Here is a 14,573-nt window from a genome sequence, read left to right on the forward strand (position 1 = left end):
ATATTTAAGTAATAATTAACATCAAACCTGTAAGTTTGTTTTATGAATATATTTGAACAAAAACATATTGTAACAGCTAATGAAATAGATGAGTATAACCATGTAAACAATGTAGTGTACGTGCAATGGATGCAAAATATTTCTGATGCTCATTGGAAAGAATTATCAAAAAAAGCGACAAATATTGATTATGTTTGGTTTGTTATTCGTCATGAGGTTGATTATAAAAATCAAGCTGTGTTAGGAGATGAAGTAACGCTTAGAACTTGGGTTGGTAAAACTGAAGGAATAAAATCTATTCGTCATTTTGAAATATATAGAGATGAAACTTTATTAGTAAAATCACAAACCACATTCTGTTTATTAGATGCTGTTACTAAAAAGCCTAAAAGAATTACGAAAGAAGTAACAAACTTATTATTACCGTAAAAAAGAACAATATCTTTGCACTTATAAATTTATACAATGACAACATTTACCGCATTAGGAGTACGAAAAGAATATGTAAAAGGACTGAAAGAGTTAGGAATAACAACTCCTACTGAAGTGCAAGAAGAAGCGATACCTTATTTGCTTGAAAATAATTCAGATTTTATTGGCTTAGCGCAAACAGGAACTGGTAAAACAGCAGCATACGGATTACCTATCTTACATAAAATTAACCCTTCTAAAGACCATATTCAAGCATTGATTTTAGCTCCTACAAGAGAATTGGCGCAACAAATAAAAAAGCAATTATTTAAGTTTACTAAATATGTAGATGAACGAATTTTTGTAGAAGCTGTTTTTGGAGGTGAAAAAATTGATCGTCAAATTAATAATTTAAAGAGAACTACCCATATTGTTGTAGCTACACCTGGGCGTTTAATTGATTTGATTGAAAGAGGTGAAGTCGATTTAAAAAACATTAAAACTCTTGTACTTGATGAAGCTGATGAAATGCTAAGTATGGGATTTAAATTAGAATTAAACCGTATTTTAAAGTATACCACTTCAGGTACTCGCAAAACATGGTTGTTTTCAGCTACCATGCCAGATGAAATACGAAGTATTATAAAAAAATATATGAGTTCTTCAGCAAAACAAGTAGAGGTAAACAAGAACTCGTTGGTGAATGCTAATATTACACATCAGTTTGTACAAACAACAATTCAAGAAAAAACTGATAAGATAGTTTCTTTTTTAGAAAAACGACATGCTGAAAGAGGTATTATTTTTACTAGAACTAAAGCGGGAGCTCAAAAATTAACTAAAGAACTAAAAGAAGAAGGATTTTCAGTTGAAGCGTTAGAAGGTGATATGCAACAAAAGGAGCGCGATAAAGTAATGCGTGCTTTTAAAAATGAGAGTCTTCAAATATTAGTTTCTACAGATGTTGCTGCTAGGGGAATTGATGTTCAAAACTTAGGTTTTGTTCTACATCATCAATTACCAGAAAAGTTAGAATATTATACACACAGAAGTGGTAGAACAGCCAGAGCAGGTAAAAGAGGGGTGTCTTTAGCTTTAATTCTTCAAAATGAAAGAAATCGTATTGCTGAAGTAGAAAAGGAATTACAAATACAATTTTCAGAAATATCTATATAAATGAGTATTATCTACGCCATAGACATCGCAGGAACATTCGCATTTGCCATTAGTGGAGCATTAGTAGCTATTCGAAAAAAATTTGATGTTTTTGGGGTGCTAATTATTGCTTTTGTTACGGCTGTAGGTGGTGGTATGACTCGAGATGTACTTATTAATGCGCACCCCATAAATTGGATTGGTGATATCAATTATATTTGGACAATACTCACAGCAGTAGTAGTTACTTTTTTATTTAGAAGTAAAATAGCTCCACTAAGAAAAACGATGTTTTTGTTCGATACGATTGGTATTAGTGTATTTACTTTAATAGGTGTTCAAAAAGGATTGAGTTTTGATTTGCATCCGTTTGTGGCGTTAGTTATGGGAATGTCTTCTGCTGTAATGGGAGGAGTTATTAGAGATGTGTTAACAAATGAAATTCCGTTAATTTTTCATAGAGAAATTTATGCATCTGCCTGTTTAGCTGGAGGTATGGTGTACTTACTTTTACATTCTTTTAATATAAATGAAGATTTTCTTTTTGTAATTTCTGCGGCAATAATTGTTACTGTTAGAACTATTGCTGTACAATATAAATTAGAATTACCTAGAATTAAGAAAGATGTTTTTGGAAAATAATATGGACTATGAAAAAACTAATTTTTGAAAATTTAGAAGAACTTTCTAGTATAGAAGGAAAACAGTTGCCAATAGGAGAGTGGTATACTGTTACACAGCAAATGATTAACGATTTTGCTAATGCTACACTGGATAAGCAATGGATTCATATAGATGAAAATAAAGCAGCTAAATATTCTCCTACAGGAACAACGATAGCTCACGGATTTATGTCTGTTTCTATGCTTTCTGAACTAATTTCGAAACAGTTTGAGGTTAAAAGTATAAAAATGGGGTTAAATTATGGACTGAATAAAGTACGTTTTCCAAATCCAGTTCCTGTAAACAGTGAATTACGACTAATAAGTTCTTTAAAGCAATTAGAAAATTTTAAAAAAGGAAAAAAACTCACATTTGACTGTACAATAGAAATAAAAGGACAAGAAAAACCTGCCTGTGTTGCTGAGTTTATCTTTGTACTATTCGAATAAAAAAAGCTGCTATAAAAAGCAGCTTTTTTATTATTTGTATTTTAGGTTAAGACATCCAACCTTTTTCAATAGTTTTTTTAGAGTACATTAACAAAAAGACTCCTATAAGAATAACCATTACAGGCATAACAACTCCACCAGGACCATATACTTCAGCTGCTCTACTCATAAATAAATTGTAAGACATTTGTGCTAGAATTGCTATTAAAGAAATTAAAAACACGAATCTGGCTGCTTTTTTTCTAGCTAATAAGAAAATGCTACCAAGTAACCCAGCAAAAACAGCTATAGCAAATGCGGCTGTTACCCAAGTAGGAATGTTTTCATATAAAACTCTTTCAGCTTTAGGTAAGGCGGCTTTTACTTCATCTGTCATAAAGGCTTGTCCGATGTAAGACATAACACCTAAACAATTCCAAATAAGTGCAGCAACAGCAATAATCCAAAACAATGTAGTAGGTTTGTTTGAGTTTGTCATAAAATTAGGTTTAAAGTTAGTTGTAGTTAAATGTACTTATAAATAACTCAAAAAACAAAACAAACTGTAAATCAGTGCTTAACAAAATAAGTTTTTCAATGTGGTCTTAAAATAATGTTAAAGCTAATAAACTTATGTAACGAGTCGTAAAAACAAACGTCTTATGAGTATATAATTACTTAACAAGTAATGTTTAGTGATTAGTTAGTTTTTAATAGTTGATTGAAAAAGGCTCGAGATATTATCCCGAGCCTTTTTTATATTTAATTGGTGTCTAAAACTTTTATTTTCTTTCTAAAAGCGCCATGTAAAATCCATCATAACCAGATTTGTGCGATAGTACTTTTTCGTCTTTTACAAACTTAAAATCTTTTCCTGCATCAGAAGCTAAAAAGAACTCAACTTGTTGTTGATTTTCAGAAGGTAGTACCGAACAAGTAGCATAGACCATTTTTCCACCTGGTTTTACCATTTTAGAGTATTGTTGTAAAACTTCTTGTTGCGTACCACGAATTTGATCTAAAAATTCAGGTTGTAATTTCCATTTACTATCAGGATTTCTACGAATAACCCCTAAACCAGAACAAGGAGCATCTATTAAAACTCTATCTGCTTTTCCTTGTAGTTTCTTTATTACTTTTGTAGAATCGATTACACGAGTATCTATATTGTGAGCACCATTTCTACGAGCACGAACTTTTAGCTTTTTCAATTTACTCTCATAAATATCCATAGCTATAATCTGCCCTTTGTTTTTCATCAACGAAGCTATATGTAATGTTTTTCCGCCAGCGCCAGCACAAGTATCTACCACTTTCATACCTGGTTCCACATCTAAATAAGCTGCTACTAATTGAGAAGAAGCATCTTGTACTTCAAAGAATCCTTTTTTAAAGGCTTCTGTTTTAAAAACATTAGCTCTTTCTACTAATTTTAAAGCATCATCATATCCTTTGATAAACTCAGTTTCAATTCCTTCAGAGGCTAATTGTTTTTGTAGGTGAGCTTTGGTTGTGTTTAAGGTGTTTGTACGTAAAATGACCTCTGCTTGCTTGTTTAAAGCAGCGATTTCTTTTGTCCAAACCTCTTCTCCTAATTCTTGAACACCTACTTCATCAATCCAATCAGGAATAGATTCTCTAAACTTTCTTATTTTTAATAACTCATCAAACTTACCTTTAATTCTTCTTGTAGGAGTAGGTTCTATCTGGTTCCAATCTGGTAATTGAATTCCTTTTAGTACACACCAAACAGCAAACAATCTCCATAAATCAGGACGAGAATATGGCGCTTTTACATTAGCTATTTCAGAATACAATCGTTTCCAACGAACAATATCATAAATAGTTTCAGCAACAAACTTTCTGTCACGTGCTCCCCAACGTTTATCTCTCTTTAAAGCTTTTTCAACGGCTTTATCTGCATATACATCTTCATTAAAAATATCGCGTAAACTATCTATAACCGCGAAAACTAAATTTCTATGTAATCTCATTTGATGAATTTAAGAGTGCAAAGATAGTTGATTTTAATGGCTTTTTGTATTTTCGTTTACAGTAAAAAAAGCTAATTGAAATAATATATGAAACTGTTTAAATTAATGCTTTTCTTGTTTTTTGGATGTACTTTGTATGCTGAAGCACAAGAAGTATATATTGAGCCTTTAAAAGAATTTACGATAAACCAAAAGGTTTATCTATTTGGAAATGATGTAAAATTAAGAAAAGAGCCTAATACGAACTCTGAGGTAGTCTCACTATTAAAAATAGCCTCAGAAGTAATTATTATAGAAAAATCTCATCTAAAACAATTGTATAATGGTTATATGCATAACTGGTACAAAGTGAAATATAAAAATGAAGAAGGATTTATACTTGGAGGCTTGTTAGCTTTAGATTCAAAAAAAATAAATGATTCAGTCTATTTAGCTTCTCTTAAAAAAGAAAATGAAGATACTTATGCTTCTATAAGAGTTGTGAATGGACATAATGAATATATTGAAAATAGTTCAAAACTAAAAACCACAACATTTTCTATTAAAGTTTATAACAATAAAGGAATTGACAGCATTAAAAATATGATTTATGTAGATTATTTAGCTGAAGCTTGTGGTGTTGAAGGAGGAGGTTATTATTTATTTAATAATGAAACAGCTTTGGTAAAAGTAATAGAGTTGTCTAGTATATCAGAAGCAGGTTTATTTTGGTTTAAAGAGAATATTGTTTTTCCTTCTGATGTAGGTGGGAAAAAAGACAAAATAATTATAAAAAGAGAAGCAGGAGAAATGATAGATGAAGAGAGTAACCACACAAAAGTAACAATAGAAACTAAAGAATTTAGTTGGGAGGGAAAACAATTAGCATTTTATACTAAATAACCTATATTCCTAGAATTTTTCATGAACTTAAACCATCCTGTAACATACATTAAAGGCGTAAGTGTAGCAAGAGCAGAGTTGTTATATAGCGAATTAGGTATTAAAACCTGTGGAGATTTGTTGCATCTTTTTCCGTTTAGATATATCGATAAAACACAGTTCTATACTATCAATCAACTACAGCAAAACTCAGCTGAAGTTCAAATTGTTGGAAAAATTACAGGAGTAAAAACTGTAAAACAAAAAAGAGGAAGCCGACTAGTAGCTACTTTCTCTGATAATACTGGTTCTATGGAGTTGGTATGGTTTAAAGGGGCTAAATGGATTAAAGATAGTTTAAAAGTAAATGTTCCATATGTTATTTATGGAAAACTAAATTGGTATAATGGTACTCCTAATATGCCGCATCCAGAAATGGAAACAGTAAAAGAATACAAAAGCAAGCTACAAATGGCTATGCAACCAGTATATCCTTCTACTGAAAAATTAAGCACTAAAGGAATAAGTAACAAGGTTATGCGTAGCATGATTCAAAATTTGTTTCAGCAAGCATACGGTAATATTGAAGAAACTTTTCCTGCTTATTTTATTGAAGAACATCAATTTTTAGGTAAAAAAGAATCCCTTTTGAATATTCATTTTCCTAAAAATCAAGAGTTACTAGCCAAAGCACAATATCGATTAAAGTTTGAGGAATTGTTTTTTATCCAACTCCAGTTATTACAAAAAAAGCTCATCCGAAAATCAAAACTAAAAGGATTCGTTTTTGAACAGGTAGGAGAGGAGTTTACCAATTTTTATAACAATCACTTGCCCTTCGACTTAACAGGGGCTCAAAAACGAGTATTGAAAGAGATTCGTAAAGATGTTGGCTCTGGAGCGCACATGAACCGATTATTGCAGGGAGATGTAGGTTCTGGAAAAACGATTGTAGCATTATTGACTATGTTGTTGGCTATTGATAATGGCTATCAAGCCACCATTATGGCTCCTACCGAAATTCTTGCAACACAGCATTATAATGGGATAATAGAATTATTAGAGAAAACCGATATTAAAGTTGAATTATTAACAGGATCTACCAAAACAAAAAAGCGTAGAGAAATTCATGAAAGTTTAGAAGATGGTTCGCTACATATCCTGATAGGAACACATGCTATTTTAGAAGATAAAGTACAATTTAAAAACCTAGGTATTGCTATTATTGATGAGCAACATCGTTTTGGAGTTGCACAGAGAAGAAAGTTATGGGAAAAAAGTCATTCTGATGGAAGGGCTATTCCTCCACATATTTTAGTTATGACTGCAACACCTATACCAAGAACATTGGCAATGTCCGTTTATGGTGATTTAGATATTTCTGTAATTGATGAACTGCCTCCTGGGCGTAAAGAAATAAAAACTGTACATCGTTATGATAGTAATCGTTTAGGAGTTTTTAAGTTTTTGAAAGATGAAATAGCTAAAGGAAGACAAGCATATGTAGTATATCCATTAATTCAAGAGTCTGAAGCAATGGATTACAAAGACTTAATGGATGGTTATGAGAGTATTTCTCGTGAGTTTCCTTCTCCTAAATATCAAATAAGTATTGTTCATGGACAAATGAAACCTTCAGATAAGGATTATGAAATGGAGCGATTTTCCAAAGGAGATACTCAAATTATGGTAGCTACTACAGTTATTGAAGTGGGAGTAAATGTGCCTAATGCTTCTGTAATGGTTATAGAGAGTGCAGAACGTTTTGGGTTAAGTCAGTTACATCAATTACGAGGTAGAGTAGGGCGTGGTGCAGAACAGAGCTACTGTATTTTATTATCGAGTTATAAATTATCTTCTGACGGAAAAACTCGTTTACAAACAATGGTAGAAACTACAGATGGATTTAAAATTGCTGAAGTAGATTTAAAACTTCGTGGTCCTGGAAATATTATGGGAACACAACAAAGTGGTGTTTTAAATCTTAAAATAGCTGATGTTGTTAAGGATAGTCCAATATTACATATAGCTCGTAAAGCTGCTATAAATTTACTTCAAGAAGATCCTAATTTATCAGAAACAAAAAATTCCAGCTTGCTGAAAGCTTATGAAAAGCTTAGAAAAACAAGTGGAATTTGGAGTAATATAAGTTAGAATTAAGTACTACTAGTTAGTACTTAATTCTTCTTCACTATCTGTATTATCACTTTTATTGAATCTTAATATTAGATATCCAATTATAGCAGAAACTAAAGATCCTAATAAAACACCAATTTTTGCAGATCCTAAAAACTCAGGAGTACTAGCAAATGCTAAACTAGCTATGAATATTGCCATAGTAAATCCAATTCCTGCCAAGAAGGAAACTCCAATAATATGCTGACTGTTTATATCTTTAGGAACTTCTATTATTTTAAGTTTTTTAACTGTAGTAATAATAGCAGTAATACCTATACTGTTTCCTAAAATTAAACATAAAGCTATATTTATAATTAAGGAAGTGTCTAAATTAGCATCTCCATCTATTAAAACTCCTGCATTAGCCAAGGCGAAAATAGGAATAATAGCATATGCAACTATACCATGTAGTTTATGCTCTAAAAGTTGAAGAGGAGATTGATAGTCTTCTATCCAGTGATCTAGGTTATCTATTTCAGCAATTTGTTCTTTTGATAATATTGGTTTAGGAGAAACTTTAGCTTTTTTAATATTATCCATTATTTGAGATAAATTAGCTAAAAACTCAGGGGTATGTGCTTTTTGTCTAATAGGCACGGCAAAAGCCATTAAGATACCTGCAACTGTTGGGTGTATTCCTGCTTTTAAAAATAAAACCCAAATAACAGTACCAAACATAAAGGTTATATATTTAGAATAAAAACCTCTGTAAGCAATAAAATAAAGAAAAGCTAATAAAGCTATGGCAGCAGATATTAAAGTGATATCTATACTAGCACTGTAAAATAATGCAATAACTAAAACAGCTCCGATATCATCTACAATAGCAAAAGCAGTTAAAAATACTTTTAAACTAAGAGGCACCCTTCTTCCTAAAGTATTTAAAACAGCTAGAGAAAAGGCAATATCTGTAGCCATTGGAACACCCCATCCGTGGGCTGTTTCTGGATTTTTATTAAATAAAATAAAAAATAAAACAGGAAATAACATTCCACCAACTGCTCCAAAAAGAGGAAATGCTAGTTTTTTTGTAGAGTTTAACTCACCGATTAAGAATTCTCTTTTAATTTCTAAACCAATTAAAAAGAAAAACACAGCCATTAAACCATCATTAATCCAAAGTATTAATGGTTTATATAGCTCAAGATGCTCGGACTTAAAACCTATTTTATATTCCCATAAAGCGTTGTAACTATCTCTAAAAGGGGAATTTGCCCAAATAAGAGCTAATAAAGTTGCACCTAACAATAAAATACCACTAGCGCTTTCAGTTTTTAAAAAATTTTGAAATGGAGATATTATTCTCTTTTTACTCATATTTATATATAGATTGTAGCTTACTTTTTGAGAGGTAAAAAGTAAGGATATTATTTTTTTGTTTTAGAAAGCGAAGATAATTCATCAAACTTTAACGAAAAGTTAAATTTTTAAAGATTTTTAACACTCAAGAAGGTAAAACGATATGAAATACCCAAATTTAATTGAGTATTACTTAAATTCCCTCCTTTTGCTTTTACATAACCCGCTCCTAATCTTAAACTTAATTTATTAGTAAGTTTTTGATTAACTCCAATACTAGGTTTAACAATTAATCCTTGTCCAGTACTAATACCTCCACCACCTGCTGCACCACCAAGAACTTGTACAAAAATAGAGGTTTTTTCGTTAAAAAACTCATTTGATTGAGCTCCTAGTCCAACAATTCCTTCAGCATAGGCACCCGCACCACCAAAATCAGCAAATGAAGTTTGACCTGCTGCGTATAAATATTTATTTAAAAAGAAGTTTAACTGTAATGATATTTGATGCATATTTTGATTAAATCCATCGTCTCTTGCAGCATTTAAGTATAAATCTTGCTTAATAATTGTTTCAAACCCTTTAAACTTTCCTTCAGAAAATTCTAAATCTTCTCTTTCTGAAAAAATTCCATCTCTATCAACATAATATTTTAATCCTAAACCATAAGTAGAGGAAACAAAATGAGAATTAGGACTCATCATATATCCCTTGTTAACAGAAGCGTATACATTTCCGAATAACTTTTGCTCTATAGAAAGATCAGGATATATTAAAAAACCTCCTTTAGTATCAACACCACCGCCACCGCCAGCGCCTACACCAAATTTAGCTAAAATATTCGTGCGATTTTTATTCATTGATAAATGATATCCTCCTCCTAAGAAAACATCCATATATCCAGCTTTGATACCATGATATGCTCCATCAGCTCTTACGAAAAAGAAAATATCATCAGTTATATATGAATTTAATTCAAATCCTGCTAAACGTATTGTATTTCCTTCATAAGATCCTTTGGTTACATAAGCATTATTTAAATGCATTAATAGTGAAATTCGATTACTTAAAGCATTCCATGAGGAGGTTTTTAAATCATCAATAGAAAAAGAATTTTCTCGTTCTTTAAAATCAGCTATCTTGAAAGACAAAGGAATCTGCACAGCAACATTAAATTGGCTACTGTTTATTGTTCCTCCATCAAAAAAGTCAACATAACTATATCCAGCTGTAGCTGAAAAGTGTTTAAAATCATATCCTAAGTTAAGATGTGGTAAAATAAAAGCGCCTCCACCGTCTGGAGCTGATTTGCCACCACCTCCACCAAAATGAAGTCCAGCATCTACAAATAGTTTATCTGTTATTTTTTGTTGGATTCCGGCATTTACACCTAAAGTAAAAAAACCGCCTCGTATACCTCCAACAGCTCCGTACAAACCAACCCCAGCATAACTCCAATCATTTAGTTTTAGGTTGTAATGGAGCCCTGTGTAATCCATATTTTCTTCTCCATCAGGCATTTTAATAGATAAAAAGTCTATTTGTCCGAAACCTAATTGTGTTTTCTGTTCTGGAATTGTGCTCGTTTGGGCATAAAAAAAATGAACACTCATTAGTAAAACTACTATGAGTGCTCTTTTTAGAAAAATGTTTAACATTTTAATTTATTTAGTTGTGTATTTGCTGACGTTCTCCATTTATGTATGAAGCTATAAAAGCGTCTTCAAATCCTAATTTAACCAGTTCTTTTTTTAGTTCTCTTGCTTCATCTAAAGTTAAAAATAAACCTAATGAATATTTAAAATAACCATCTGTATTAGCTACTATTGAAGGAATAACTTCAGAGGATAATAACGGATATTGGTTGTTAGACAGTACACCTATTTGAACTGAATATATGGTTTCACCTCTTGTGCCTTCTGCTATTTCGTTTGTAGCTGCTTCAATATCTATGGTAGATGTTTCTGTATCTCCATTTCTTGCAGCTCTAGCGTTGGCTCTACTAATACTATCTAGTACTCTGTATGCCTCTTGTTTTTTTACTGCTTCTATATCTACATTGTTGATAGCACTGTTACCACCATAAGCATAAAAATAATAAGCTGCTCCTGAAGCTATTCCGAATAAAAGCCCTAAAAAGATTGATAGACTTCTTGAGCTTTTTTTAAATGAAGAGAATTCTTCTTGAGTACTGGCTAATTCATTTTCAGCTTCCTCTCTTTGTAATTTTGAATTGTCTAAGTCTTCTTGTATTAACTTAAACTTTTCTTCTTCTATAAAAGGCATAAGTATATGGGTTGATTAGTTAATATTCTGTGCACTAAAATACAAATCTTTTTTTTATCATTTAATTCTGGTGATAAATAGTATTGTAAAGAGGTAAATCTATACTAAAAATTGGGGGTTAGCGTAAACTGTCATTTTATCATCTCGACTAAAACCAATCAGGCAAATGCCAAATTCTTTAGCAAAATCTACCGCTAAAGAAGAACAGGCAGAAACGGCTATTATAAATGGAATTTTAGCTAAAAAGGCCTTTGATACAATTTCGTAAGAAACTCTACCACTTACTAGCATGTATTTTGCTTCTTTAAGATTCGAATTACTAATTAAATCTCCTATGCATTTATCAACAGCATTATGACGACCAATATCTTCTTGTATAGTTAATAGCTCTTGGTTTTTATTGAAGATAGAGCAAGCATGACTTCCGCCAGTTGTTTTGAATATTTTTTGTAATTCATTCATTTTTAAAAACATATGTTTTGTAGTATAAACAAACGATTTAAGATAAGTGGTGTCTTTATTTTTTAACGTATTTCCTGTTACTTCTAAATCTTTTAATTCTTTTTTTCCACAAATTCCGCAAGAAGAAATAGATAAAAGAGTACGTTTATTTAGGTAGCCTTTACCTAATCTTTCTTTCTTTATATCTACGTTTATTATGGTAGAATAATTTTCTTCATTTTTTTCTACACTTAATTTAAAATCTTCATTTTTCTTACAAATATCTTCTGCATATAATAATCCTTTTATCAAGGCTTCATCACTTCCAGGAGTACGCATAACAACAGTATAGGGCTCATTATTTATATTAATTTGTAAAGGAGCTTCAATAACTAGATTGTCTTCTATTTTTATTGAAGCATTTTCAGATAGCTTAACAGATTGGTATGTGCTAGATTGTTTTGTCATAAAACAAATTTATATAAAAGGTAATTAAAAAAAAGTCTTGATTTAAGTATCAAGACTTTTAAAATGTTTTGCTTCCCCTAATAACAAAAACATTTCTTGAATATAAGGAAGTTATGTTAATTTAGCAACTTTAATTTTTACAAAATACTATTGAGTGTTTGTTTTTACACAATTAATAACGATTAACTCATTTTTTAAGTTTGTAGAGAAAAAAAGAAATGTATCACCTCCGTCTTTTAATTTTGTTTCTTTTCTTATTTGTGCTACAGTTTTAGGGAAATTACGAGTTGTGATATTAGCTTTGTCTACTATTATTTCTCTTTTTAATTTCTTTTTGTTATAAGAAAAAACAGAAATAATCTCAAAAATTCTTCCTGGGAAATCTTCAATTAATTCATCAGATGTATATAAATGAGAATGTTGATGTAACTTATAGATTTTTAATTGGCTTGCAACTTCATTAAATCCTCCAGATTTTAAAATTGCTGCATTAGGTTCGTATAAATACTTCTGAGGTAATGAATACTCAAAATCAATGTCGCTTTTTAAATAAAAATAAAAAGATTGTTTTCTGTTTTTCAATAAGTTAAATGTTTTCACCTTAACCAAATCTTCAAATTCTTTTTTTAGTAAAAAAAGTAATTCTTTCACCTCGTTGTTAACAGCTACTATATGAATTTCTTTAACAAATTTTAATTCATTTATTGTTGAAGTTATGTCTAGAATAGGAGAGTTCTTAATTAAAATAGTGTCTGATTTTTCGAATAAAAAATCTAAATTTTCTGGCACATTAGGTAGGCAGTCTTTTAACAAAAAGACCTTTCCTTTTATATCACTTCTTCGAGATGGGTCAATATAAATACAATCAAATTTTTGAGAAGTGTTTTTTAAATACTCTAAACCATCAGTAGCTATAGTCTGAATATTTGAAATACCTAATTCTTTGTAATTATGAGCAACAATTTCAGATAAATCATTATTAATTTCACAATGAATAACTTCTTTAAAGTTTTTAGAAAAAGCTAAACAATCAACTCCAAAACCTCCAGTAATATCAATAATAGAGTTTCCTAGCAACAAATTAGACTTATAATTAGCTGTAATTTCTGAAGAAGTCTGTTCTATACTAATTTTAGCGGGATAATAAATATTTTGTGAAGTAAACCAAGTAGGTAATTTTTTCTCTGATTTCTGTTTTGCGACCAGTTGATTTGCTAATTCTTGTATGGTAATGTCTTTAAAAGGACTTCCTTTAAAAATTAATTCTTCAATATTGGCGTGTAAGTTTTCGTTAATATAATTCTGAACCTCAGTATGTAAAATATTTTTATTCAAAAAAGATTGATTTTAAAAGTGCTGTAAGCCGCAATATTACTAATATTTTAACAGTAATTAAACGTCTGCAATCATAGATTTTTACTACGTTTGTTTACTTATTATCAATTTAAAGTTAACAAATAATTTATTATGAAAAAAAGTATTTTAATGCTTGCTATGATTTTTATTACAGCAAGTGCAAGTGCTCAATTTTATGTTTCTGCTAGTGGAGGTTATTCAATAGGAAGCGCAGGTACTAAGTTTGGAACAGAAACAACTATGGCTGGAGTAGAGAATACCTATGGGAGTTATGGAGAAGGGATGCATACTCAATTAAGAGGAGGGTATTTTTTTAACGATACTTTTGGTGTTGAAGCAGCCTTCGGATACTTACATGGAGCTGATCAAACTATTAGAAAAGTAACTATTCCTGGAAATGATGTTGATGTAGTTGCTAGAGCTAGAGCTTATGGAGCTTCTGCTTCTTTAGTGTATAAGTTTACAAATAATGTTTATGGGCGTTTTGGAGCGTTAATTAAAGTAGGAGGTGAAACTGAAGCTAAAGGATATATTAAACAAGATATGTCTGGTCAACCAGCTCCAAATGGAGGTAATTTCCCTGATGGAACATATAATGAAACTACTTTTGTTCAAGATTACAAAGGTCGTTTACCTTTAGGTTTTATAGGTGCTATTGGTTATAAGTATGAGCTTTCTAATAACGTTTCTTTATTTGCTGAATTAGAGTATATGGGAATTAGTGTTACTAGAGATAAAGCTATTTTTAAAGAGTTTAACTCAGAAATTGTTACTCCAGATGGAAATAGAACTACAGTAGCTACTATTAATAATTTACCTGCAGGTTATTCTAAAGAGATTTTATATGTAGATGATTTAACTCTTGCTGAGTACCAGGAAGCACAAGCAAATCCTTATGCTCGTAAGCAATTATCTGAAAAAGTACCATACTCTTCTTTTGGTATAAACTTCGGAATATCTTATAGTTTCGGAAAATAATATTCTTGAAATACAAAATAAAAGAGCAGCAAATATTTGCTGCTCTTTTTATTTT

General features: G+C 30.8%; 14 protein-coding genes. 7 read left to right on the forward strand and 7 right to left on the reverse strand.

Annotation, left to right across the window (positions count from 1 at the left end; all coding sequences use genetic code 11):
* Positions 1-42: 42 nt before the first annotated feature.
* The 4 genes from C8N26_RS07230 to C8N26_RS07245 are packed head-to-tail and all read left to right on the forward strand — an operon-like array spanning position 43 to position 2,678.
* A complete protein-coding gene (locus C8N26_RS07230) occupies positions 43-429 on the forward strand; it encodes an acyl-CoA thioesterase (RefSeq protein WP_120186713.1) in 387 nt (128 codons plus the stop codon).
* A 36-nt stretch (positions 430-465) separates the two neighbouring features.
* On the forward strand, positions 466-1,587 hold the full coding sequence (locus C8N26_RS07235) for a DEAD/DEAH box helicase (RefSeq protein ID WP_120186714.1): 1,122 nt from the start codon (positions 466-468) through the stop codon (positions 1,585-1,587).
* Positions 1,588-2,208: a trimeric intracellular cation channel family protein gene (locus C8N26_RS07240; RefSeq protein WP_028892001.1), complete on the forward strand. Its 621-nt coding sequence runs from the start codon at positions 1,588-1,590 to the stop codon at positions 2,206-2,208.
* Between the two features lie 8 nt (positions 2,209-2,216).
* Positions 2,217-2,678: a MaoC family dehydratase gene (locus C8N26_RS07245; RefSeq protein WP_120186715.1), complete on the forward strand. Its 462-nt coding sequence runs from the start codon at positions 2,217-2,219 to the stop codon at positions 2,676-2,678.
* Between the two features lie 46 nt (positions 2,679-2,724).
* On the opposite strand, the gene C8N26_RS07250 is transcribed toward C8N26_RS07245, so the two are convergent.
* Positions 2,725-3,156: a hypothetical protein gene (locus C8N26_RS07250; RefSeq protein WP_120186716.1), complete on the reverse strand. Its 432-nt coding sequence runs from the start codon at positions 3,154-3,156 to the stop codon at positions 2,725-2,727.
* Between the two features lie 283 nt (positions 3,157-3,439).
* Positions 3,440-4,651 carry an RsmB/NOP family class I SAM-dependent RNA methyltransferase gene (locus C8N26_RS07255; RefSeq protein WP_120186717.1) on the reverse strand — a complete coding sequence of 404 codons (1,212 nt, stop codon included), beginning with the start codon at positions 4,649-4,651 and terminating at the stop codon, positions 3,440-3,442.
* An 87-nt stretch (positions 4,652-4,738) separates the two neighbouring features.
* Here C8N26_RS07255 and C8N26_RS07260 point away from each other — a divergent pair, with 87 nt between their 5' ends.
* Together C8N26_RS07260 and recG are read left to right on the forward strand one after the other, a co-directional pair.
* The gene (locus tag C8N26_RS07260; protein ID WP_120186718.1) at positions 4,739-5,533 is read left to right on the forward strand and encodes an SH3 domain-containing protein; all 795 of its coding nucleotides are present in this window, start codon (positions 4,739-4,741) and stop codon (positions 5,531-5,533) included.
* A gap of 21 nt (positions 5,534-5,554) precedes the next feature.
* Positions 5,555-7,666, forward strand: a complete 2,112-nt coding sequence (recG, locus tag C8N26_RS07265) for an ATP-dependent DNA helicase RecG (RefSeq protein WP_120186719.1) — start codon at positions 5,555-5,557, stop codon at positions 7,664-7,666.
* Between the two features lie 12 nt (positions 7,667-7,678).
* Here recG and nhaA read toward each other — a convergent pair whose 3' ends face one another.
* The 5 genes from nhaA to C8N26_RS07290 form a co-directional block, all read right to left on the reverse strand.
* The gene (gene nhaA, locus C8N26_RS07270; RefSeq protein ID WP_028891996.1) at positions 7,679-9,007 is read right to left on the reverse strand and encodes a Na+/H+ antiporter NhaA; all 1,329 of its coding nucleotides are present in this window, start codon (positions 9,005-9,007) and stop codon (positions 7,679-7,681) included.
* Positions 9,008-9,117: 110 nt separating this feature from the next.
* Positions 9,118-10,602: a hypothetical protein gene (locus C8N26_RS07275; protein ID WP_245962536.1), complete on the reverse strand. Its 1,485-nt coding sequence runs from the start codon at positions 10,600-10,602 to the stop codon at positions 9,118-9,120.
* A 55-nt stretch (positions 10,603-10,657) separates the two neighbouring features.
* Positions 10,658-11,275 (reverse strand): SPOR domain-containing protein, encoded by a 618-nt coding sequence (locus tag C8N26_RS07280; RefSeq protein ID WP_028891994.1) that lies wholly within the window; start codon positions 11,273-11,275, stop codon positions 10,658-10,660.
* A 99-nt stretch (positions 11,276-11,374) separates the two neighbouring features.
* A complete protein-coding gene (gene fdhD / locus C8N26_RS07285; protein ID WP_120186721.1) occupies positions 11,375-12,184 on the reverse strand; it encodes a formate dehydrogenase accessory sulfurtransferase FdhD in 810 nt (269 codons plus the stop codon).
* 147 nt (positions 12,185-12,331) lie between these two features.
* Complete coding sequence (locus tag C8N26_RS07290; RefSeq protein ID WP_120186722.1) at positions 12,332-13,519, reverse strand: class I SAM-dependent methyltransferase; 1,188 nt, start codon at positions 13,517-13,519, stop codon at positions 12,332-12,334.
* 132 nt (positions 13,520-13,651) lie between these two features.
* On the opposite strand from C8N26_RS07290, the gene C8N26_RS07295 reads away from it, so the two are divergent.
* Positions 13,652-14,518, forward strand: coding sequence for an outer membrane beta-barrel protein (locus C8N26_RS07295; RefSeq protein WP_120186723.1), 867 nt, complete (start codon positions 13,652-13,654; stop codon positions 14,516-14,518).
* Positions 14,519-14,573 lie beyond the last annotated feature (55 nt).

Origin of the sequence: Tenacibaculum lutimaris (genome assembly GCF_003610735.1) — a bacterium.
Lineage (GTDB): Bacteria > Bacteroidota > Bacteroidia > Flavobacteriales > Flavobacteriaceae > Polaribacter > Polaribacter lutimaris.